Raw genomic sequence first — 22497 nt, 5'->3', positions numbered from 1 at the left:
TTTATGACAAAACATCAGTTATTTATTGTACTCATCATAGGCTTAACCATCAATATTAGCTTTAGTCAAAACAAACAAAAAAAAACTTACACTAAGGAAGAAATGGCTCAGTTTGAGACAGACTATAAGATTAAAAAGAAAAAGGACAAAGTTACCAGAAAAGGTTTAGAAGGCAAGTTACTCCCAGAACTTAATCTAAAAGACATTAATGGTAACACCTATACTTTAGACAGTATGAAAGGAAAAGTGGTGGTCATGAATTTTTGGTTTATCAATTGTAAACCCTGTGTTGCCGAAATTCCTGATTTAAACACATTGAAAGCCCAATTTAAAGATAAAGATGTTTTATTTTTTGCTATCGCTTTAGACAACAAAAAGTCGCTGGATAAGTTTTTAAAAAATACTACTTTTGATTTTAATATTATCCCCAGCGGAGGCTCCTTAGCGAGACAATTTAGAATCCCGCATTACCCTTATAATGTTATTCTTAGTAAAGAAGGTCGACTGGAGTATGTAAGCGATGTGCTAAGTTTCAATATCATAAATCGCTTAAAACGAAAAATTAATGGATTATTAAAAAATTAAAACAAAATACACCTCTATTACTCCTCTAACAACTCATCTATAAATTCGGAAAACTCTGTTTTGAATTCGATAAATTTATAGCCTGTCGCCGGTCCATTAAACCCTGTATGTATCTTACGTACTTTCCCTTTTTTGTCAATGAATATCGACGTAGGATATGATAACACATGATTGAGCATTGGCAATTTTTCTTGTGCTTTAGACTTACTTGAAGTTCCGTATTGCGCCAATAGAATTGGGTAGCTAATCCCAATATCATCTTTTAAACGTTTTATACTCTCAAAGGCCTTTTCTTTGGTTTTAGCGTATTCAAATGCTAAAGCAACAAATTCAATATCCTTTTCAGCATTATTATCATAAAATTCAGTGTAGTATTTACTTTCGTCTAAGCAATTAGGACACCAGGTTCCCATAATTTGAACAACCACTACTTTATTCTTAAAACGATCATCTGATAACGATATTTGTTCGCCTTCAGCATCAGGAAATGTAAATTCTAAGGCGTCATAACCTTCATTTAAATAAGTCAGATCATTAGCATCAGGTAATTCATAAAGATCATTTCGTTTTGCAACAAAGGGCTCTTTCCAATGATTTCCAGAATAAAACATACCGTTCATGGTACTATCGTTAACTTCTGCAGTAAACAAAAAAGCATGTGCTCCATCAAATGTAGATAACTTCATCGTTGTACCATCCATAACGCCTTCTAAATATCTATAGTCGCCAGTAGTTGTTCTGAAAGTTCCTGTGACTTTAGTACCTTCTTGTTTAAAAATACCTTTTGCAATATAGGCATCGTCCTCAGAATCTGGGCTAAATACGGTTTCCCAATTTCCAGAGACATTTACTATTGTCTTTTCTGTATTTAAATCGAAACGATTTTTTAAACCATATTTAGCAGAAAATGGCACCACACGATCTAAACTTTCTTTAATATAAAACCCCTCCAAGCTGCTATCTTTTGCTACAGCTTGTATATAACCTTCAAAAACGGGAGTTTTAAAAACAATAGTATCGTTAGAATAATTAACATCTGTGACCAGGATAACTTCGTCACCATTAAAAATTTTAAGAGCGTCTCGAGACGTCACTTCAAAATTAAATGGTAATACTTCTGTATCTGTTAGTTTTAATTCTGCTCTCCAAACACCTTCTTTAAGAGCTTCTGATCGATCCATGTTACAAGCGAAACAAAGTAATAGAACAGGTACAATAAGTAATTTTCTCATGCCGATTTTCGATTTAAAATAATGTAGTCTTAACAAAGATATAATTCTTACAAAGATGATGGAAATATTGATTGACAATCGTTAAGACTTTGATAAAAGTTATATTTCAGTAAAAAAAACAAGGATTCGTTTAATTTTTATGTAAATCGAAGCGTTGAAATTATTAGTATTATTATCTTTGGCCATTGATAAAATAAGATAATGAAGATATCATATAACTGGTTAAAACAATTTTTAAAAACGGACTGGTCGGCAGAAGAAACGGGTGAATTACTTACCGATTTAGGATTAGAAATTGAAGGTATAGAAAGCTACCAATCTGTAAAAGGAGGCTTAGAGGGTATTGTTATAGGTGAAGTATTAACCTGCGAACAACACCCAAATGCAGATCGATTAAAAGTAACAACCGTTAATATTGGAACCGATGCTCCTCTTCAGATTGTATGTGGTGCCCCCAACGTAGCGGCAGGACAAAAAGTACCCGTTGCCACCATTGGAACAACTCTATATACAGAAGAAGGTGAGGCTTGGAAAATAAAGAAAGGTAAAATAAGAGGTGAGGAAAGTCATGGAATGATTTGCGCAGAAGACGAATTAGGTCTTGGAAAATCACATGACGGAATCATGGTTTTAGACGAGAAAATTAAAGTAGGTACTTTAGCAGCCGATATCTTTGATATTGAAAATGATCAGGTTTTTGAAATTGGATTAACACCAAATAGAGCTGACGCCATGAGTCATTTTGGAACAGCCAGAGATTTAAAGGCAGGTTTACTTCAAAAGGATATTAATACCGAATTAATAACACCGTCTGTAAGTTCATTTCATGTTGATAGTCGTACATTAAAAATTGATATCGACATTGAAGATTACGATTTAGCACCTCGCTATTGCGGATTAACAATTACAGGACTTAAAGTTGAAGATTCACCAAATTGGATACAACACAGGTTAAAAGCTATTGGTATAACACCAAAAAACAACATCGTAGATATAACAAATTATGTGTTGCATGAATTGGGACAACCGCTTCATGCCTTTGATGCCGCCAAAATTTCAGGAAACAAAGTCGTTGTTAAAACACTTCCAGAAGGCACAAAATTCACAACTCTCGACGACATAGAGCGCGAATTAAACGCTGAAGATTTGATGATTTGTGATGCCGAAAAGCCTATGTGTATCGCAGGCGTATTTGGCGGGTCTCATTCTGGAGTTACCGAAGGTACTACAAGTATTTTCTTGGAAAGCGCCTATTTTAATCCTGTGAGCATTAGAAAAACAGCTAAGCGCCATGGTTTAAACACAGATGCTTCTTTTAGATTTGAACGTGGAATCGATCCAAACATTACCGATTATGCCTTAAAGCGCGCAGCCTTACTTATAGTAGATATTGCAGGTGGTGAAATTTCTAGCGATGTACTTGATTTTTACCCAAAAAAGATTGAGGATTTTCAGGTACGTCTAAGTTTTGATAATGCTAAGAAATTAATAGGTGAAGAAATTCCTAGAGAAACTATAAAAAGCATTTTGACGTCTCTTGACATTAAAGTTAATAATGTTACAGAAGCGGGTCTTGGACTTACGGTTCCTGCCTATAGAAATGATGTACAGCGTGAAGCCGATGTTATTGAAGAAGTATTACGGGTATACGGATACAACAATATTAATACTACTGAAAAATTAAACGCTTCTATTTCTAACACTTCTAAATTTGAAGATTATAAACTTCAAAATGTTATTGGAAATCAATTAGCCGCACAAGGGTTTTTCGAAATTCTATCAAATTCATTAACTACGCCACAATATGTAGAGCTTAGTGCTCAATTAAATGAAGATCATAACGTAGAAATGCTTAATCCACTTAGTAACGACTTAAGTGTTATGCGTCAAAGTTTATTGTTCTCTGGCCTAGAAGCTGTAAGTCATAATATTAACAGAAAGCGAGATAATCTAAAACTTTTTGAGTTTGGTAAAACATACCACAATTATAGCGATGGTTGCCAAGAACACAAGCATTTATCTGTTTTCTTAACTGGAAACAAGAATAGTTTACGTTGGAATACACCAGTACAGAAAAGTGACTTTTTCTATATGAAAGGTATTATAAATAGCACACTCCAACGTTTAGGGATTTCTAGATTTAAGGTGTCTCCAATAAAAAATGATGTGTTTAGTGAAGGTATTAGTTTATCTTTAGGAAAAATAAAATTAGTAGAGTTTGGTATCGTCAATAAAAAGATATTAAAGCATTTTGGTATTTCTCAGGAAGTATTGTTCGCTGATTTTAATTGGGATAATGTGTTGGATATGTCTAAGCATAATTCAATTAAATTTAAAAGTATCCCAAAATATCCTGAAGTACGTCGCGATTTTGCTTTACTTTTAGATGATCATATTACATTTGAAGAGATTGATAAAATTGCCATGCAAACCGAAAAACATCTGCTTAAAGATGTAGATTTGTTTGATGTATATCAAGGTAAAAATCTTCCAAAAGGAAAGAAAAGTTATGCTGTTAGTTTTATGATTCAAGATGAAAACAAAACGCTAACAGACAAACAAATTGATAAAATTATGAATAAGCTACAAGCCAACTTTGAAAAGCAACTTGGAGCAGAATTAAGATAAAATCTATTGAAAATAAGAGTTTTAATTTTCGGAATAATAACACTAATGAGCGTTCAATTAACAACGGCGCAATCTTTAGATAATCCTCAACATCAAGACTCTTTAACCGTTTGGCAATTGGCCAAACACGACTTTAGATATACATTAAAAGGTGTTGGACATTCTTTAACGAGACCACTTCATTGGAAAGGCAAAGACTTTGCCAAATTAGGTATTCTTGTTGCTGGTACAGCGACCTTAACACTTGCCGATAACCCAACACGTGATTTTTTTCAAAACCAAAGAGAAGACTTCCCTAAGGTTATTAGAGACTTCGGATGGTACTTCGGCAGTCCGCAAAACTATTTTATGGCTAATGCAGGGCTATACGGATTTGGTCTACTTACCAAAAATGAAAAAGTAAGAAAAACCAGTGTTCTAATCATTTCATCATCTATTACAACTGGGCTTATCCAAACGTTTAGCAAAAATGCCTTTGGTAGAGCGCGACCAAGTTCTGGTGAAGATCACCTAGAATTTAGACCCTATGCAAATGACGCAGAGTTTCGATCATTCCCTTCTGGTCACACGATTTTATCAATTACTATGGCTCATGCCATTGCAAAACAATTTGATAACCCTTGGGTAAAAGCAGGTATTTACACCATTGGATCTATTCCTCCAATTTCGAGAATGTTAGATAACGCACACTGGGTAACCGATATCGTCTTTAGTGCAGCTGTTAGTATTATAGTTGTAGATTGTATCGACAAATTTTTATACAACGAAGAGGCCTATGATTACCCAAAGAAAAAGAAACAAATTTCATGGAATCTTAGATTTAGTCCTAATCAAATTGGAATTGTTGGATCGTTTTAAACGATTTTTTAGAGGCTATATGTTCTGTTAAACTATTGTAAAATATTATTACAACCTTGCCTTTAGGACTTAAATAATCCTTAATTTTAACATTCAAAAACAACAACATTATGGCTACAGTTACATTAGGCGGAAATACAGTACATACATCGGGAACTTTACCTGCAATTGGATCATTAGCTCCAGATTTTAAATTAACAGCAACAGATTTATCTTCAAAATCCTTGAGCGATTATGCGAATCATAATCTGGTGCTAAATATTTTCCCAAGCGTAGATACAGGTACTTGTGCTCAATCTATTAGAGCCTTTAATAAAGAGGCTAGCAATCTAGAAAACACTAAAGTACTTTGTGTTTCTAAAGATTTACCTTTTGCTATGGCTCGTTTTTGCGGTGCCGAGGGCTTAGATAATGTAGTGAGTTTATCAGATTTTAGAACTGGTGATTTTGGAAAATCTTATGGATTAGATTTTACAGATGGAGCGTTTGCTTCCTTATTATCAAGATGTGTTATTGTTGTTAATTCTGAAGGAAAAATAATCTATACAGAGCAAGTTCCAGAAATTGCCGATGAGCCAAACTATGAGGCCGCTTTAGAATCTTTAAAGTAATGTCGAAAAAAGAATCCTTTTTAGTAAATAGAGTTAAAAGTGTTGGATATGCCTTTAAAGGTGCTGTGTATTTAGTTCGTACCGAAGCAAGTATAAAAATCCAAGTTTTTTGCGCTATCGCTGTTACTATCGCTGGATTCTACTATGACATTTCAAAAACCGAATGGCTCTTTCAAATTGCCTTTATAGGATTAGTTATGAGTCTTGAAGGTATTAACACTGCTATCGAATATATAGCCGACTTTATTCATCCAGACAGGCATGAAACTATTGGAAAAATTAAGGACATTGCAGCAGGAGCTGTATTTATAGCTGCTGTTTCGGCTGCTATTGCCGCTTTAGTCATTTATATCCCGAAAATTTTCTAATTTATCGTTACAAGACTGACATTAATAATATCATTGACACCTAACTTAGGTACTAATGCATGATAAGTAACATTTGGAGCTTCAGCCGTTGCATTTAAAGTGAACGTTACGGCTAAAGAGAGTTGTCCGTTTTCACAATTCTTCACAAGACCATCATAAACAATACTGTCAAATCCATTTGTAAGCCCCTTTTTACCAATAAGTAAATCATAAGCTGTAAAATCAATTTGAGGCATGCAGTTTCCAGTAACTAAGTCGTCAAAAACCTCTTGAGACCTAATAATAATGAACTCTTCTGTTAAATCAATATCCATTTGATATGGTGTATTAATACACCCATATTCATTTTCTAGGCTAGTAATATCAAGAACTACTGGTGAGCACTGGTCATCATCTGAGCAAGAACTAACTAAAACAAACGATAAAATAACAACTATAAATTTTCTCATAATTTGATCGATATACTTACTAGATGCAAAAATCTATAAAAGGTTGCGTCAAATTTAAAACATCTCTCTAGGATTAACGTTAGTTATTTGTATTTTTGTTTTATATTAATTACCCTTTAATGGCCAAGAAAAAAACCAAGACTAAAAGAAAAACTAAGACCGTACCTAAATTAAAAAAACCAAACTTTAAATTATCAAGTCAGCAGAAATTGATTTTTGGTAGCTTATTAATTATTCTTGGGGTTTTAATGTTTATTGCTTTTTTGTCTTTTTTCTTCACTGGAAAAGCAGATCAAAGTACACTTACAGAAATTACCTCCCGCAATGTTGAAGCAAAAAATTGGTTAAATAAACTTGGGGCATGGGCAAGCGATTTATTTATTAATAAAGGGTTTGGTATCGCTTCATTTATATTTTCTGGACTGTTTTTTTTATCGGGTATTTATATCACCTTAGATATTAATAAAGCACGCTTACGACGTCATTGGATATGGGGAACACTCATTGTTATTTGGCTGTCTATCTTTTTTGGTTTTTTCTCACATAAATATGATTCTCTAGGTGGTACAATTGGTTTTGAAATGAATTCTTTTTTTCAAGATTACATAGGCAAAATAGGTACTGTTTTACTACTCGTTTTTGTTCTTATCTCGTATTTAGCCATTCGGTTTGGCGTTAATGGCGAATCGTTTGTGAAACTATTTAAACGTGCAAAGAGTGATATTAAAAATGAAATTAATACCGTAGATGAAGACCATAATTTCACAGTAGACAATGACTTATCTGCTGAAGCTGAAGATATTAAATCTGCCTTTGAACTCAATATCGAAGAGTCTAAACCAAAGGAAGAAGCTGTAAAACCAGAATCTGATTTAAAGAAAGAACTTGAACCTCAATTAAAAGTTGAAACTAAGGCGGCCATTAAACAAGAGTCTGAACTCGACATTCAAATAGAAGCTGTTGAAGAGGAAGTATCTGAAACCGACAATCTTTCAGATAAACTCGTTGAGGATTTTGGTCAGTTCGATCCAACATTAGAACTCAGCAAGTTTCAGTTTCCTCCATTAGACTTATTAAAAAAATACGATACCGAAGGGATTACTATCAATCAAGACGAGTTAGAAGAAAACAAAAACCGTATTGTAGAAACACTTAGCAACTATAAAATTGGTATTGCAAGTATTAAGGCCACGATTGGACCTACAGTAACATTATATGAAATTGTTCCTGAAGCTGGTGTTCGGATTTCAAAAATCAAGAACTTGGAAGATGACATTGCGTTATCTCTTTCGGCATTAGGAATTAGAATTATTGCTCCTATACCTGGAAAAGGAACCATTGGAATAGAAGTTCCAAATAAAAATGCAACGATCGTATCGATGCGTTCTGTGATTGCTTCTCAAAAATTTCAAAAATCTGAAATGGAATTGCCTATCGCTTTTGGAAAAACAATTAGCAACGAAACCTTTGTTGTAGATTTAGCCAGAATGCCACATATGCTAATGGCTGGTGCCACAGGGCAAGGTAAGTCGGTTGGTTTAAACGCAGTTCTAACATCCTTGCTTTATAAAAAACATCCTGCCGAAGTAAAATTTGTTTTAGTAGATCCTAAAAAAGTAGAACTTACATTATTTAACAAAATTGAACGTCACTATTTGGCTAAATTACCAGACAGTGAAGATGCGATTATTACAGATAATACAAAGGTTATTAACACCTTAAATTCGCTTTGTATTGAAATGGACAACCGTTACGAGATGCTTAAAAATGCAATGTGTCGTAACATCAAAGAATATAATACGAAGTTTAAAGCTCGTAAATTGAATCCAAATGATGGTCATCAATTCTTACCATATATAGTATTAGTTGTTGATGAGTTTGCAGATTTAATTATGACAGCTGGAAAAGAAGTAGAAACACCAATTGCTCGCTTGGCGCAACTTGCACGTGCTATTGGGATTCATTTAATTATAGCAACCCAACGTCCTTCTGTAAATGTTATTACTGGTATTATTAAAGCTAATTTCCCAGCGCGTATTGCTTTTAGAGTAACATCAAAAATTGACTCACGTACTATTTTAGATGGTTCTGGCGCAGATCAATTAATTGGTCGTGGTGATATGTTATACACTTCTGGAAATGATATTACAAGAATACAATGTGCTTTTGTTGACACACCCGAAGTTGAAAGAGTAACCGAATTTATTGGTGGTCAAAAGGCTTATCCTGAAGCCCATTTACTTCCTGAATACGTTGGTGAAGAAAGTGGCACAAGTCTTGATAATAACATTGAGGATAGAGATAAGTTGTTTAGAGAAGCGGCCGAAATTATTGTAACAGCACAACAAGGTTCTGCCTCTTTATTACAACGAAAACTAAAATTAGGTTATAATAGAGCTGGACGATTAATAGACCAACTTGAAGCTGCCGGAATTGTTGGTGGTTTTGAAGGAAGCAAAGCCAGACAGGTTTTAGTTCCTGATTTAGTGGCCCTAGACGAATTATTATCAAACGAAACTTAAATATAATATTCCGCGAAAGCGAAAAAAAATAATAGAGACCATGAAACAGATAATTGTAGTATTAGCATTTTTAATTGGAGCTTTTGGATTTTCCCAAGATTCAAAAAAAGCAGAAGCCTTACTCAATGAAGTCTACAACAAAGTAAATACATACGAGAATATTTCAATTGATTTTAAATACGTTTTAGAAAACACGAGTGAAAACATCAAACAAGAAACGCGAGGTGATGTTGCTATGCAAGGCGAAAAGTACTTGTTAAACATACTTGGTGTAACACGTTTATTTGATGGCAAAAATTTATATACTATAAGTCCAGAAGATGAAGAAGTAACGATTTCTTCAGATAATTCAGAAGACGAAAACACTATAACACCAAGTAAGATGATGTCTTTTTATAAAGACGGATATACCTACGCCATGGATATAATTCAAGACGTGAACGGAAGAAAAATACAGTTTGTAAAACTAAATCCTATTGATACTAATTCTGAAATAAAAGATGTATTCTTAGGTATCGATGCTAAAACAAAGCATATTTACAGACTTATTGAAATTGGGAAAAATGGAACAAAAACCACTTTAACTGTTAATTCTTTTAAAACGAACGAACCGATTTCGAAAACCTTATTTACTTTTGACAAAACCAAGTACAAAGATTATTATATCAATAAGCTAGATTAGGTTAACCATCCACTTATGAAAATACTAGATAGGTATATACTAACGACATACCTAAAGACATTTTTGAGCGTGTTTATTATACTCATGTTCATTTTTGTTTTACAGGCTATCTGGTTATATATTGGAGATTTAGCAGGTAAGGATCTTGACACTTTTATTATTCTTAAGCTCCTACTCTACATTACGCCAACGCTTATTCCGTTAATTTTACCACTTACCATTTTATTGGTATCTATAATGGTTTTTGGGCAGTTTGCAGAAAATTATGAGTTTGCGGCTATGAAATCTACTGGCATCTCCTTGCAGCGTGCTATGCGAAGTTTAAGCATCTTTATAGTGCTTCTAGGTGTTACAACCTTTATTTTCTCTAATAATGTTATTCCATGGGCCAATTATAGAGTATATAATCTTAGAAAGAACATCGCTCAGGTAAAACCAGCGTTAGCCATTACTAAAGGACAGTTTAATGACATCGGAAATTATAATATCAAAGTTCAGGATAAAAGTGGTGATAACGACCAGTTTTTAACAAATGTCGTTATACATAAGAAAAATAAAAACGGAAAAAACAAAACCGTTATCGTTTCTGAAAGCGGAGAGCTTAGAAGCAGTGAAGGTTCAAATATTTTACAACTGGTTCTATATAATGGAAATTATTACGAAGAGATTTTCACAAGGAATCCAAGGCAATCTCAAAAAAGACCTCACGCAAAAAGTTATTTTGAAGAGTATACAATAAATGTAGATTTAGAAGGCTTAAATGATGTTGATATTAATGACAAGAGCTACGAAAGTAGATATAACATGCTTGACGTTGCCGAACTAAACCATACCATTGATAGCCTTTATGACAAAAGAGACGAAACGCGAAAAAACTTCGCAAATGCGCTCTATAACAGAACATCAATACCTACATTAAACAACAATATGTCACCTAAAAAAGATTCTATTTTTAGTGGAGATATTTTAAGTTTGTTTAGTGATAAGACCAAAAATCAAATACTCAATTTATCGAAAAACACCATTAATAGTACCAAGCAAATTATAGATACCAACAAGCAAAATTTCTTAATAAATACCAAGTGGCGTAATAAGCATGTACAATCACTTCATGAGAAATATGTTCTTGGATTAGCCTGTATCATTTTGTTTTTCGTTGGAGCCCCGTTAGGCGCTTTAATTAGAAAAGGCGGTATTGGTTTACCTTTAGTTGTTGCTATTTTGTTGTTTTTAACCTATCACTTTATCGGAATTTTTGCACGTAATAGTTCATTAGATGATTCATTAAATCCTGTATTGGCTACTTGGTTATCTACTGCAATTATGTTCCCTTTAAGCATATATCTCACCAATAGAGCAACAAAAGACAGACCGTTATTTGAATCTGAAGGCATTCTAGAACAGTTAAAGAAACTCTTTGGTATTAAGCGAAAAACACTTACCTATAATACCGCTCTTTTAGATACTGGTTCTGAGGCGTATACAACATTAAGCGCCCTTGATGATAAAAAACTTATAGACGTTGTAAAGCATTATCGTCAATATGACTATGGTATTGAATATAAAAACTCATCACTAGAAATTTTAAACTCTAGAGGTATTACAGAACAAGAATTAAAATTTGGTGGCAACCTAACCGATCACAGTTATGAAGAATCTTTAAGACTTAAATATTCTTATGAGGAAAACTCTAAACTTGCATTTGTTCTTTATTTAATTGCACTTGTTCTAACGCTCCCTGGAGCCATACTAAGAAATAACGGATATCCTGTTATAGGGCAGGCAATTCTTGTTACAGGTATTATCGTTGGAATATTTTATTTGTTTGCTTTAATAAAATCGTTTATAGACTATTCTAACCTAAACAAACAGCTTGGCAAAAAGAGTATTTCGAACGCTGTAATGTTCTTATTTTTAGGTTTACCATTATATACACTTTTTTACTTTCTTCAGAAGAAAAAAATAAATGAAGACCTTAAAGTCAATACGGTAAAAGAAAGCACAAACACCTCTAAACATAATGTGGCTAATAGCCACCAACACAGTATATCTAAACGCAAGGACTATGATACATATTCGCGATTTGCTTTAATTTTCTTCTGTGTTGCACTGGTTTTACTTCTAACCTATTTCGGATTTAAATCAAGTGATTTGTCTGCTGTAACTACAGCTGCGTTAGAGTTATTCATGATTTCGACACTTTTATTTATAATCTACGCCATTGCTTCAAGCCTAAGTTTTAATAGGCTATACCATGAAGGGCATCACTTAGATAATTCTCAAAATATGCAGTGGACGATAATTAGTTTCATAGCATATCCTTATGTCTATGTTTTAAGACGGAATAAAATCGCCAAAGACTTTTCAGCATAGAAAAAATAAGCCATATCTTTGCATTTCATAAACAGAATATAATGACTACCAATACTGCACAACGTACAACAAACATTCAATTAAACACCATTGAAGAAGCTATCCAAGATATTAAGAAAGGAAAGGTGATTATTGTTGTTGATGACGAAAACAGAGAAAATGAGGGAGATTTTATAGCTGCCGCGGAAGCCGTAACGCCTGAAATGATCAACTTTATGGCAATGCATGGTCGTGGGCTAATTTGTGCGCCTTTAACAGAAGATCGTTGTGAAAAATTGGATCTCACAATGATGGTACAAAATAATACAGTATTACATCATACGCAGTTTACTGTATCGGTTGATCTTATTGGTCATGGCTGTACAACTGGTATTTCTGTTCAGGATAGAGCAAAAACCATAAAGGCTTTAGTAGATGATACCACTAAACCACATGATTTAGGTAGACCAGGGCATATTTTTCCTTTGAAAGCTAAAAACGGAGGCGTATTAAGACGTACTGGGCATACCGAAGCCGCTGTTGATTTAGCTCGTCTTGCGGGATTTCAACCTGCAGGTATTTTAGTTGAAATTTTAAATGAAGATGGTACGATGGCAAGACTTCCTCAATTAATAGATGTTGCCAAGAAATTCGATTTAAAATTAATTTCTATCGAGGATTTAGTAGCCTATCGTATGGAACATGATTCTCTCATTGTTAAAAAAGAAGACTTTAATATTGAAACACGTTTTGGCAAGTTTAGATTACGAGCTTACCAACAAACTACTAACGATCAAATTCATATTGCTTTAACAAAAGGAACTTGGACAAAAGATGATCCAGTGCTTACGCGAGTAAATGCAACGCTAGTTAACAATGACATTCTAGGAACATTGACCAACAACGCAGATGAGAAGTTAGACGACATGTTTAAAGTGATTAATACTGAAGGTAAAGGTGCTATTATTTTTATCAACCAGCAATCGCAGTCTATGAATCTTTTAAAACGTCTCAGCATCTTAAAAGACACACAGGTTGACGGTAAAATTGTTAAAGCTCCAAGAATAGAAATGGATGCTAAAGACTTTGGCATTGGCGCACAAATATTGCATGATTTAAATATCCATAAACTTAAACTTATTTCAAATACACAACAAACTAAACGTGTTGGAATGATTGGTTATGGGTTGGAAATTGTGGATTATGTGTCGTATTAATTGACAATTATCTTTTTTGAAGTCATACGCTTTCCTGCATAAATTTTTAATATATATACTCCGGATTCAACGTGGGAAATAGGACACTGTTTTATGTCTCCCTTTTTCTTAAAAATTAATTTCCCTAGAGCATCATACATTTCAACCGCATCTATTTTGGTATTTGAAGTGATGTTAATATAATCTGAGGCAGGATTTGGAGACACAACGAATTCTTGAGCTAATGCGTCGCTAACGCTCAAATTATTCTGATAGACTCTAACATAATCAATAACCATACTGCTTTGAGTGAAATTTGGATCAATACTTCCTGCAATACCTCCCATAGCAATATTTAATAACATGTATTGGTCTTCATAAAAAGGCCAAGTCGTATCATCTTTTATAGCTGGATTGTAAGTATAGTAGGCTACATTATCAATTAAAAATGTGATTTGGTTTGGCGACCAATTCACAGAATAAAGATGAAAATTATTTGCAACATCACTAATGGCCATAGAGTTTGTATTCATCGTATTACCAAAACATCCAGCACAAGGTGTATGTAATGCGCTCGACACATGATTTACAGCGCCTAAACCATGCTCCATAATATCAATTTCGCCACATGCTGGCCAGGTCACATTACCATATTGATTATCCCAATAGGCTCCATCTTCATTGATATTCTTTCCAAGTGTCCATATTGCAGGCCAAGTTCCATCACCTAAGGGTAATTTTGCTCTAACATCAATACGTCCGTAAGTAAAGGCAAATTTAGAATTAAGTCGTGCAGAAGTATAGGCTTTTGTTTCGCCTTGATCGGAGAAATTTTCTTTAATCGCTACAATATTTAAAAACCCATTACTTACAAATGAATTTTCTATTCGGTTCGTATAATGCTGCTCTTCTCCGTTAAACCAACTCCCTCCTGCTGGCAGTTGTGTTTGATGAAACCATTTACTAGCGTCTATTGCTCCATCAATATCAAATTCATCTGCCCAAACTAAGTCTTCATAAATAACATCCAAAGCATTAGGATCTCCTGGTTCGGTACCATCATCAATATCATCTATTAAATAAGTTCCTGGTGTTAACGTACCTTCATCAATGAATAGTGTTAGTCTATTATAAGAACCTGTTGCATTAACCGCTGTACCATCTGAGCTGTATTGCGCATTCGAAAAATCGAACGTAACAGTTATCCAGTTTGATGGCGATGGCACACCAAAGATCTCTTTAACCTGAACATCTGGTTGCATGCCATTTTCTAATTTTAAGAGGATGTTATGTTGGTTAGGATCAAACGAATAAAAGGATAAGGTAATGGATTGATTCGTATCCAAATTTATAGGTTGAACTAAGTCCAAATAGAATCCTTGAGAAAGTTCTGAACCATCATTAAAAAATTGCCCAACGGCATCATTACCATCTTGCGGATTTACACTAAAAGCATAACCACTGTTACCGAAAGCTATAAAATTATCATTTGAATCTGAAAAATCAAGAGGTAATTGTTGCGAAAACGCCAACTGAGACATACATAAAAGCGAACAGCAAATAAGGTAATAAAACTTCATAAATTAAGATTTTCCGAAATTTATAAAATGTTGTTACCGCAGACTAATATTTAACCTATACAAAAGCACTACAAAGCCCTATGAATATGTTAAATAAGATAAAAATGTAATTCGCCAGTAACTATGACTTGAGTGCGTCCTTAATTATAGACACCATGTTTTCTGCTCGTTTAGCGACTTCATTTTCTGTCCAAGACATTTTTATCAAACATGAGATATTTCGACCTATAAAATAATCAGACTGCTCAAATGTTTGGTGCTTTAAGTTTTCAAGGCCTTGCTTTATTTCCGCAGATAAAGGAAATAGTGACTTTTTATTTTTAAGATGCTCCCATTTTCTGATATAATGCCAGTTGTTATCATAATAATGGAAACATACATCAATGCCATTATCCTTAAACCCTTTGGATACTTTCCTTGCGATCTCTAAATCTGGTAGAAAGAAATTTAAAAACGCATAACTTTCCTCTCCTCCAGCCGGAACGGTTCTAAACGTCACCTCAGGAATTTGGGATATAGCATTACGAATAATGGTATAATGTTTTTTTTGAATACCTATAAATTCAGGTAAGCGTTTTACCTGTGCCAAACCAACGGCTGCATTCAATTCTGAAATTCTAAAGTTATAGCCTAAAAAAGGATGTGTCTCTGCGCCGCGATCATTTCCTTCATGATCATGCCCATGGTCACTGTAATGATCTGCATTGAGATAATAATCTGAATTATTAGTGATCACAGCTCCGCCTTCTCCGCAGGTAATTGTTTTTACAAAATCGAACGAAAAACAACCTAGGTCTCCAATACTTCCTAAAGGTTTACCATCATAAGTTCCGCCAATAGCCTGACAAGCATCTTCTACAAAGATAAGATCGTGCTTTTCGCAGATAGATTGGACTGTATTTAAATCGCCCATACTACCACACATTTGCACCATCATAACGGCTTTTGTTTTTGGTGTAATGGCAGCTTCAACTGCTTTTGGATCTATAGCAAGCGTATCGTCTATATCGACTAAGACAGGAATAGCGCCAAGCATCATTATAGCTTCAAAGCTCGCAACAAATGTAAATGTTGGCATAATAACCTCATCTCCTGCTCCAACTCCAGCAGATGCAAGAGCGACAGAAACTGCTGCAGTTCCGCTAGATACTAACTGAACATGCTTAGTTTCAAAAGTTTTTGTGAGTTCGGCCTCTAGTGCTTTGGCTTTCCAATGACCATTTCGCATACCATCAAAACCATAGCGCATAAGCACACCATTATCTAACACGTCATTGACCTCTTTGCGCTCGAGGTCACCAAATAATTCAAATCCAGGCATTAGCTAATTATAAAGTTTCGTTCCACAAGGCTAAAAACTTCATCACTTTTTCTGTAGAAAAGTTTGAGGCAAGTGGATCTATAATCGCTTTTCCTTTGCTATTAATTAATGCCACTCCTGGTGCTCCATACTGTTTCGTATAATGAATCCCTAAACGTGCATTTGTAGAATTTTTATCTGAAACATCTAATTTCAGCAAAATAGACTTTGCAGCAAATTTTTTGAAGGTATCAGCATTAAAAAAGTTAGTCTTCAATTCTTCGGAAGCCTCTGTCTTTTGATTATTAGTTACAAAAACTAAAATAGGTTTGTTTTGAGTTTCTGCTTGTTTTAAAGCAACGGTATTATCCGTAATCCAATTAGATTGATCCTGAGCAAACACTTGAACTGTGAAAGCGAATAGTAAGATAAATAGTATTTTTTTCATAGCAATTTTTAATACATGCGACTCCAATCGCAATTAAGGTTGAAACAAATATAACATAATCAAAAACACATTGAAAGGTTTTAATTACATTTCTATAACAGCTTTATCAACTTGTTTCCTAACTTTTTTAAAAACTGCGAAGCTATCATCATTAGCCCTATAACCTACTGGTAAAAGTAAAACAGATTTAAGGTTTCGCTCTTTCAAGTTTAAAACTTTGTCATATTCTATTGGACTAAAACCTTCCATTGGACAAGAATCTATGTTCTCCATCGCGCAAACCGTCATAAGATTCCCTAACGCTATATACGCTTGTTTTGATGACCATTCCTGACGTTCTTCTAAGGTCATTCCAGTTATCATGTGTTTTAAATCTTTACGATAAGGCTCCAAAATGGTTTCTGGAGTTGATCTTATAGACTTCACATTGTCAAAATGCTCATCTACATCCTCTGCTGTAATATTATCCTGAATACAAATCACTAATAAATGAGAAGCATCAACAACCTGCTTTTGATTATAAGCATGAGCCACCAAATCTGCTCTAATCGCCTTATCTTCAACCACAAGCAAACTAATGGTCTGTAAACCATACGATGTGGCTGTTAAATTAAAAGCTTCTTTGAGAATATTAAGTTTCTCTTCAGTAAGCTGCTTCGTTGCATCAAACTTCTTTGTGGCATAACGCCATTTTAATTTATCTATGGTTGTCATTTCGTTTTAATATTTACTGCAAAAATAAGACGAGAAGAATCATTAAACAGCCTTTGTTCAATAAAATATATCAATAGTTACATTAATAACTTTAAAAAAAGGCATTTTTTATTTGAAAGAAATAAAAAAGGGTTCTATATTTGCACTCGCATTTGGGAAATACCCAATGAGGCACTCAGGAGAAATGGCAGAGTGGTCGAATGCGGCAGTCTTGAAAACTGTTGAGGGTCACACCTCCGGGGGTTCGAATCCCTCTTTCTCCGCGAAAACCCTTGTAAATGTAAAATTTACAAGGGTTTTGCTTTTTGAGTTGACAGTATTGTTGACAATACAATCGATTTAATCAATAGTCACTAAAGATTAATGGTCATGATTAGAATGGTCATTATCTTTCTCATCACCAGTTTGGTTCATTGCCATTTCGTGATCATATTTACAACAACCTGGTAAACCATCATAAGCTTCTAAATCACCAACAACTTTTTCTGTATCATAGCCTGATGCCGCTATTGCCTTATGAATTGACATTGCATCTGTTTTGGTATCATCAAAAGAGACATCAATTTTCTTTTTATCAACATCCCAATTAGCACTTGCAACACCATTTACACCGTTTGCAGCTTTTTCAATGGTACTTTTACACATTCCACAGTTACCTCTTACGCCAAAAGATAGGTCTGTCATTGCCATTTCTTTGGACATTTCAGTAATTGATGATTCAGTTTCTTTTTTGGTATCGTTTTTACAACTTGTTAAACCTAATGCTGCTACTATAGCTACACTTAAAATTACTTTCTTCATTGTTTTAAAATTTAATTAATATATTGAGTTTAATTCTTCATAGGTAAGTGTTACATCATTCATACACGATTAATTACTCTTATTTGTTTCTCAACTGAGCAAAATAGTAATATCCACTTGTAGTTAAATCTTTGATATCTAAATGTTTAAATTCATCAGACAAATCTTCTACCTTAAGCATATTGTCACTTAGAACTGATTTTTGGTATTTGATTTCAAAATCATTTGCTTCTAATAGCTGTAAATGCGTGGACAAGGGTTCTCGATTTATTAAGTTCACTCCACCAGTAATTATTTTCCATTCCAATTTACTGAGTGTCCAATGTCCATTCCATAATTTAGTTCTATTCAAACATGTCAAATCAATGGTATGCGACATACAACCACCACTTTTTAACCACAGGTTCATAGTTTTGTAATCATAAGGTAAATCGTGCAAATGCTGCAAAACAGTATGAGAAAAAATATAATCTATTGTATTGTTTTCAATAATATCTCTACTATTCCAAGGGATTATAGAATGAATATATATATTGTTCAAGTTTTCAGGGTCTAATAATTCCATGCGAATCGCATTAAGTCTTTCCTCTGTTAAACACTCTGACAAATATTCTTCGGTTAGAATATTCGAAGGAAAATCCATTTGCATCAAATCGTTGTTTTCGTCTTCATTTATCTGAATTGCCTGAGTCTTATCTCTATTTTTAAAAAAAATCACCAATTCATCAAAAACCCTAATGTTAGTTTCTATATTCCAAAATTGAGTTTTCTCTAATGCATAATACTTATGTGAGCCAGATATTAATGCTGCTAACCCTACACCTAAAGAATCTCCTGGTCCAATTTCTACAACAAATTTTGGTGTTTCGTTGCTAAGTCTAGACCAATTCTTTAGATGTTTCATCCAAATTCTATAGCAGTATAAACTACTACTACCTGCAACATTATCTTTTCTAAGCAACCTTCTGGCTACTGAAGAATTGGTCAATAATAATTTATATAACAATCTTGCTTTCCCTCTTATAAATCCCCATAATAAATTTATTGTTTTCATGATATTTATTTGTTTGTTAACTCGCTAATTTTAATCGTATTTACTCAATAACTTCTTTTACACTGCCACAATTCAACATAGCTTTTCCAAAGTATGGATTTAACACTTTTTCCTCTTTGCTTAGCCAATATGCACCGTTATTATTATCTGCCATTGGACAATATTCTACATACACTTTTTCCTTAACACCGAAAAGTTGCACAGCATTTACTAGGTGTGATGATAGATGTTTGAAATGATCCCTTTGTTCTTTTATATCTGACGTTTTAGAAATAGATGTTGCCGAAGATTGTATTTCTTTTACTAATGACATCCAATGTATATGAGCATTATTCTCTGATAATAATTTCATATCCACTTTACTTAAATTGTTTAAAAAACTTGTTGCATTAACTGAAGTGTTTTTTGAATCTTCTTTAACTAAAGCATCTTTTAAATTGATATAATCATTGTAAACAACTTTTAATTGTTCTTGAAATTTCTCTGACACTGTCAATCTTTCGTTCATATTAGTATGGTCACTTTCTTTTTCTGATGCATTATTATCCACTCCTAAATGTCCTTCGTGACCTGTCATTGCTTTATCACCTTCCCTATTCATCATTGATTTTTTGCCTTGTAATTGAGCTGCTGCATCAACCGTAAATGTTCCATTAGTTACGATTTCATTGCCAACAAACAATCCTTCTAAAACTTCATATTCATTACCAATTTGGTTGCCTAAAACAACTTCACGCATTTCAAAAATAGTTTGGTCTGGATTGGTTTTTAAATAGACAACAGAACGCTCACCTGTCCAAAGTACAGCAGATGCTGGAATTGTTATTACCTCATTATTACTACTTGCAACTCGCTCAATATTTGCTGTTACAAACATTCCTGGTTTAAATACATCGCTTTTATTAATAAGTACCACACGTAAGGTTACCGTTCTTGTTTTGGTATTTAAAATTGGGTCAATAAAATCTACTTCCCCTTTAAACTCCTTATTAGCATAAGCGTTTGTAGTCACTAAAACTTCTTGTTCCTTTTTAAATAAATTAATTTGATTTTCATAGACATCAAAGTTTGCCCAAACTGTATTAAGATTTGCAATTTTAAGCAATGGTTGACCTTGTTTGATGTAGTCGCCTTGTTCTACTAATTTTTCCGTAACTGTACCTGAAACGGTTGCATATACTGGAAGGTTTTCTTTCACTTTTTTTGTTTCTTCAATCTGATTGATTTGATTGTCAGAGAGCTTCCATAATTTCAATTTATTGCGAACCGCTTTGTATAATGCGGGCTGCGATTCCTTTAAAGATGCTGCTGTAATTAACTCTTGTTGTGCTGCATACAATTCTGGCGAGTAAATGGTTGCTAATAATTGACCTTTACGAACTTCTTCGCCTGTAAAACTGACATTCAATCTTTCTATTCTACCCGAGAAGTAACTGACTTGTACTGCGTTTGCTTCTTCATTTTCAGCAATTTTACCCGATAATTTAATCGTGTTGTCACCAACATTTCCTTTGCCAACAACAGTTGTTTGAATATTGGCCAATGCCATCGCATTTTCTGTTAACCTGAATTGGTCTGCTAATAAACCATCTGCGCTACTTTCGGCGGGAATTAAGTCCATTCCACAGATGGGACAATCACCTGGTTCTGGTTGCATGATTTGTGGATGCATTGAGCAGGTCCACATTTGATTGGTTTCTATTGTTTCCGTATGATTGTGCTCTGTTTCTTTATTTGATGAGTTACCAAAAAGTATCCACCCTAAAAGTAGCCCTACAGCTAATATTCCTATATAAATGATATATTTTTTCATCACTAATTATTTTTTCTTCTTTTTTAATATTTTTCTGATTGATGGTGACGATGTGTACCATAGTAAAAAGCCACTCAAAACCGTTATTAAGCCTAACAACGAGAATGCTCTTAAAACTAATGTATTAAAGTTATCTCTACCTTCATAATCCATTGTGTGCGTCATCCATAAAAAATCGAACCAACGCCAACTACGATGTCTTACAGTTTGAAATTTTCCATCTTTTACGGACACATAAGCTCTTAATGCTTCGTCAGATTTATAAGAAATCACATAAGCTGGCAATAACTTTTCTCTATACTCGTGGTGCTTTCCAGTCTCATTAATTTGCTCTACATTTTCAACTACCAAATCGCTTTTCATATAGTTTTTTGCTATATAAAGTGCTTCATCTTTTGTGATGCTATTCTTTGGACTTCCATCAATAGCACTGTATAATTGTTTTTTATTTACCCAATAGTAAGGTGTATTGTTAATGTCTCTCAATTCAATAGTATTGATGCCATTAGTAACATTGAGTTGTGATGGACTAATTAAATTATTGAAAGCTTGTGGTTGATAATCTAAACTCTTGAAATGGTCGCCGTGAATATCATCGATATTTGTCCAACTGAAATACAATCCACTAATTGTCCAAAACAAAAATTGAATACCCAAAAACAAGCCTAAATATCTATGGGTTTTTCTAATTTTTAATGCTGTATGCCTGTTTACCATTTTATTGATTTATTTTGAATGGAAAGCTAATTGTCACCTTTTCCCAAGCAAGAGAAATACTTCCCTCTGTTTCACTAATCTTATTTACTTTATATTCTAAATGCTCTGTAATTTTGTCTGAAATACTTGGTGTCACTTTAAATCGTATCACATCATCATTTACATTATAATCGTCTTTACCGTGTTGATTCCAGTTTTTATTAATCATTATAGTCCAATCCTCTTTTGAAGGAATCGTGAAAAACCCATATTTTCCTTTTGGAAGCACCTCACCATTTATAATTAAATCTTTATTGGTTTCAATCCACGTTGCCATATGTGCTCCAGCCTGCCAGACATTATCATAACCAACTAATCCACCAAAGATGATTCGTCCTCTAACTCCTGGCGATGAATAGTCTATATGAATATGTGCATCTCCAATCATTGCCATTGTAGATGTATGTGGGCTTAATGGTTTCTTCTTTGGTGTTTCTTTCTTTTCAACTTTGTGGTGTTGATGCTCATCTTTTATCTTTTTTTTGGATTCGTTTTTACAGGCGAAAAGAAGTGTAATTATCACGGATATTTGTAGTATTTTTTTCATT

General features: G+C 33.8%; 20 protein-coding genes and 1 tRNA gene. 10 read left to right on the top strand and 11 right to left on the bottom strand.

Going from position 1 to position 22497, the window contains the following annotated elements; genetic code table 11:
* Positions 1–3 precede the first annotated feature (3 nt).
* Positions 4–585 carry a peroxiredoxin gene (locus Q0893_RS13820; RefSeq protein ID WP_298903027.1) on the top strand — a complete coding sequence of 194 codons (582 nt, stop codon included), beginning with the start codon at positions 4–6 and terminating at the stop codon, positions 583–585.
* Between the two features lie 17 nt (positions 586–602).
* Here the strand turns inward: Q0893_RS13820 and Q0893_RS13815 are convergent, their stop codons facing one another.
* A complete protein-coding gene (locus tag Q0893_RS13815) occupies positions 603–1817 on the bottom strand; it encodes a peroxiredoxin (RefSeq protein WP_299276653.1) in 1215 nt (404 codons plus the stop codon).
* A 201-nt stretch (positions 1818–2018) separates the two neighbouring features.
* Between Q0893_RS13815 and pheT the strand changes: the two genes are divergently transcribed.
* The 4 genes from pheT to Q0893_RS13795 all read left to right on the top strand — a co-directional run bounded on the left by pheT (position 2019) and on the right by Q0893_RS13795 (position 6282).
* The gene (gene pheT, locus Q0893_RS13810) at positions 2019–4445 is read left to right on the top strand and encodes a phenylalanine--tRNA ligase subunit beta (RefSeq protein ID WP_299276650.1); all 2427 of its coding nucleotides are present in this window, start codon (positions 2019–2021) and stop codon (positions 4443–4445) included.
* A 45-nt stretch (positions 4446–4490) separates the two neighbouring features.
* Positions 4491–5303, top strand: a complete 813-nt coding sequence (locus tag Q0893_RS13805; RefSeq protein ID WP_298903031.1) for a phosphatase PAP2 family protein — start codon at positions 4491–4493, stop codon at positions 5301–5303.
* A 110-nt stretch (positions 5304–5413) separates the two neighbouring features.
* Positions 5414–5914 (top strand): thiol peroxidase, encoded by a 501-nt coding sequence (gene tpx / locus Q0893_RS13800; protein WP_298903032.1) that lies wholly within the window; start codon positions 5414–5416, stop codon positions 5912–5914.
* A complete protein-coding gene (locus Q0893_RS13795) occupies positions 5914–6282 on the top strand; it encodes a diacylglycerol kinase (RefSeq protein WP_298903034.1) in 369 nt (122 codons plus the stop codon). Before tpx ends, Q0893_RS13795 begins: the two co-directional genes overlap by 1 nt.
* Here the strand turns inward: Q0893_RS13795 and Q0893_RS13790 are convergent.
* Positions 6279–6731: a hypothetical protein gene (locus Q0893_RS13790; RefSeq protein ID WP_298903036.1), complete on the bottom strand. Its 453-nt coding sequence runs from the start codon at positions 6729–6731 to the stop codon at positions 6279–6281. The genes Q0893_RS13795 and Q0893_RS13790 overlap by 4 nt on opposite strands.
* 119 nt (positions 6732–6850) lie before the next feature.
* Between Q0893_RS13790 and Q0893_RS13785 the strand changes: the two genes are divergently transcribed.
* Genes Q0893_RS13785 through ribB form a run of 4 tightly spaced genes read left to right on the top strand, consistent with a single transcriptional unit; the run spans position 6851 to position 13504 of the window.
* Positions 6851–9253, top strand: a complete 2403-nt coding sequence (locus tag Q0893_RS13785) for a DNA translocase FtsK (protein ID WP_299276644.1) — start codon at positions 6851–6853, stop codon at positions 9251–9253.
* 40 nt (positions 9254–9293) lie between these two features.
* The gene (locus Q0893_RS13780; protein WP_298903038.1) at positions 9294–9935 is read left to right on the top strand and encodes an outer membrane lipoprotein carrier protein LolA; all 642 of its coding nucleotides are present in this window, start codon (positions 9294–9296) and stop codon (positions 9933–9935) included.
* A gap of 15 nt (positions 9936–9950) precedes the next feature.
* On the top strand, positions 9951–12308 hold the full coding sequence (locus Q0893_RS13775) for an LptF/LptG family permease (protein ID WP_299276639.1): 2358 nt from the start codon (positions 9951–9953) through the stop codon (positions 12306–12308).
* 41 nt (positions 12309–12349) lie between these two features.
* Complete coding sequence (gene ribB / locus Q0893_RS13770; protein WP_298903042.1) at positions 12350–13504, top strand: 3,4-dihydroxy-2-butanone-4-phosphate synthase; 1155 nt, start codon at positions 12350–12352, stop codon at positions 13502–13504.
* On the opposite strand, the gene Q0893_RS13765 is transcribed toward ribB, so the two are convergent.
* The 4 genes from Q0893_RS13765 to Q0893_RS13750 form a co-directional block, all read right to left on the bottom strand.
* Positions 13501–15063, bottom strand: coding sequence for a family 16 glycosylhydrolase (locus Q0893_RS13765; protein WP_299276634.1), 1563 nt, complete (start codon positions 15061–15063; stop codon positions 13501–13503). The two genes, ribB and Q0893_RS13765, sit on opposite strands and share 4 nt — an antisense overlap.
* Before the next feature lie 121 nt (positions 15064–15184).
* Complete coding sequence (locus tag Q0893_RS13760) at positions 15185–16384, bottom strand: DegT/DnrJ/EryC1/StrS aminotransferase family protein (RefSeq protein WP_299276631.1); 1200 nt, start codon at positions 16382–16384, stop codon at positions 15185–15187.
* 7 nt (positions 16385–16391) lie between these two features.
* Positions 16392–16811, bottom strand: a complete 420-nt coding sequence (locus Q0893_RS13755; RefSeq protein WP_298903047.1) for a thioredoxin family protein — start codon at positions 16809–16811, stop codon at positions 16392–16394.
* 84 nt (positions 16812–16895) lie between these two features.
* Positions 16896–17525 (bottom strand): NAD(P)H-dependent oxidoreductase, encoded by a 630-nt coding sequence (locus Q0893_RS13750; RefSeq protein ID WP_298903048.1) that lies wholly within the window; start codon positions 17523–17525, stop codon positions 16896–16898.
* Positions 17526–17703: 178 nt separating this feature from the next.
* Between Q0893_RS13750 and Q0893_RS13745 the strand changes: the two genes are divergently transcribed.
* Positions 17704–17788 (top strand) — tRNA-Ser (locus Q0893_RS13745).
* A 97-nt stretch (positions 17789–17885) separates the two neighbouring features.
* Here the strand turns inward: Q0893_RS13745 and Q0893_RS13740 are convergent.
* The 5 genes from Q0893_RS13740 to Q0893_RS13720 all read right to left on the bottom strand — a co-directional run bounded on the left by Q0893_RS13740 (position 17886) and on the right by Q0893_RS13720 (position 22496).
* Positions 17886–18326 (bottom strand): heavy-metal-associated domain-containing protein, encoded by a 441-nt coding sequence (locus Q0893_RS13740; RefSeq protein ID WP_299276625.1) that lies wholly within the window; start codon positions 18324–18326, stop codon positions 17886–17888.
* Between the two features lie 79 nt (positions 18327–18405).
* Positions 18406–19230, bottom strand: a complete 825-nt coding sequence (locus tag Q0893_RS13735) for a hypothetical protein (protein WP_299276622.1) — start codon at positions 19228–19230, stop codon at positions 18406–18408.
* A 190-nt stretch (positions 19231–19420) separates the two neighbouring features.
* Positions 19421–21193, bottom strand: coding sequence for an efflux RND transporter periplasmic adaptor subunit (locus Q0893_RS13730; RefSeq protein ID WP_299276619.1), 1773 nt, complete (start codon positions 21191–21193; stop codon positions 19421–19423).
* A 6-nt stretch (positions 21194–21199) separates the two neighbouring features.
* Positions 21200–21910 (bottom strand): PepSY domain-containing protein, encoded by a 711-nt coding sequence (locus Q0893_RS13725; RefSeq protein WP_299276616.1) that lies wholly within the window; start codon positions 21908–21910, stop codon positions 21200–21202.
* Between the two features lies 1 nt (position 21911).
* Positions 21912–22496 (bottom strand): DUF2911 domain-containing protein, encoded by a 585-nt coding sequence (locus Q0893_RS13720; protein ID WP_299276613.1) that lies wholly within the window; start codon positions 22494–22496, stop codon positions 21912–21914.
* Position 22497: the final 1 nt, after the last annotated feature.

Origin of the sequence: uncultured Psychroserpens sp. (assembly GCF_947494225.1) — a bacterium.
In the GTDB taxonomy this organism is placed as follows: domain Bacteria; phylum Bacteroidota; class Bacteroidia; order Flavobacteriales; family Flavobacteriaceae; genus Psychroserpens.
Note: the sequence above shows the minus strand (reverse complement) of the source record. Positions and strands in the feature narration are given on the sequence as shown.

Bases quoted from the DNA above. Each gene is read 5' to 3' on its own strand.
- Q0893_RS13820 (WP_298903027.1), top strand. From the start codon at position 4: ATGACAAAACATCAGTTATTTATTGTACTCATCATAGGCTTAACCATC.
- Q0893_RS13815 (WP_299276653.1), bottom strand. From the start codon at position 1,817: ATGAGAAAATTACTTATTGTACCTGTTCTATTACTTTGTTTCGCTTGT.
- pheT (WP_299276650.1), top strand. From the start codon at position 2,019: ATGAAGATATCATATAACTGGTTAAAACAATTTTTAAAAACGGACTGG.
- Q0893_RS13805 (WP_298903031.1), top strand. From the start codon at position 4,491: ATGAGCGTTCAATTAACAACGGCGCAATCTTTAGATAATCCTCAACAT.
- tpx (WP_298903032.1), top strand. From the start codon at position 5,414: ATGGCTACAGTTACATTAGGCGGAAATACAGTACATACATCGGGAACT.
- Q0893_RS13795 (WP_298903034.1), top strand. From the start codon at position 5,914: ATGTCGAAAAAAGAATCCTTTTTAGTAAATAGAGTTAAAAGTGTTGGA.
- Q0893_RS13790 (WP_298903036.1), bottom strand. From the start codon at position 6,731: ATGAGAAAATTTATAGTTGTTATTTTATCGTTTGTTTTAGTTAGTTCT.
- Q0893_RS13785 (WP_299276644.1), top strand. From the start codon at position 6,851: ATGGCCAAGAAAAAAACCAAGACTAAAAGAAAAACTAAGACCGTACCT.
- Q0893_RS13780 (WP_298903038.1), top strand. From the start codon at position 9,294: ATGAAACAGATAATTGTAGTATTAGCATTTTTAATTGGAGCTTTTGGA.
- Q0893_RS13775 (WP_299276639.1), top strand. From the start codon at position 9,951: ATGAAAATACTAGATAGGTATATACTAACGACATACCTAAAGACATTT.
- ribB (WP_298903042.1), top strand. From the start codon at position 12,350: ATGACTACCAATACTGCACAACGTACAACAAACATTCAATTAAACACC.
- Q0893_RS13765 (WP_299276634.1), bottom strand. From the start codon at position 15,063: ATGAAGTTTTATTACCTTATTTGCTGTTCGCTTTTATGTATGTCTCAG.
- Q0893_RS13760 (WP_299276631.1), bottom strand. From the start codon at position 16,384: ATGCCTGGATTTGAATTATTTGGTGACCTCGAGCGCAAAGAGGTCAAT.
- Q0893_RS13755 (WP_298903047.1), bottom strand. From the start codon at position 16,811: ATGAAAAAAATACTATTTATCTTACTATTCGCTTTCACAGTTCAAGTG.
- Q0893_RS13750 (WP_298903048.1), bottom strand. From the start codon at position 17,525: ATGACAACCATAGATAAATTAAAATGGCGTTATGCCACAAAGAAGTTT.
- Q0893_RS13740 (WP_299276625.1), bottom strand. From the start codon at position 18,326: ATGAAGAAAGTAATTTTAAGTGTAGCTATAGTAGCAGCATTAGGTTTA.
- Q0893_RS13735 (WP_299276622.1), bottom strand. From the start codon at position 19,230: ATGAAACATCTAAAGAATTGGTCTAGACTTAGCAACGAAACACCAAAA.
- Q0893_RS13730 (WP_299276619.1), bottom strand. From the start codon at position 21,193: ATGAAAAAATATATCATTTATATAGGAATATTAGCTGTAGGGCTACTT.
- Q0893_RS13725 (WP_299276616.1), bottom strand. From the start codon at position 21,910: ATGGTAAACAGGCATACAGCATTAAAAATTAGAAAAACCCATAGATAT.
- Q0893_RS13720 (WP_299276613.1), bottom strand. From the start codon at position 22,496: ATGAAAAAAATACTACAAATATCCGTGATAATTACACTTCTTTTCGCC.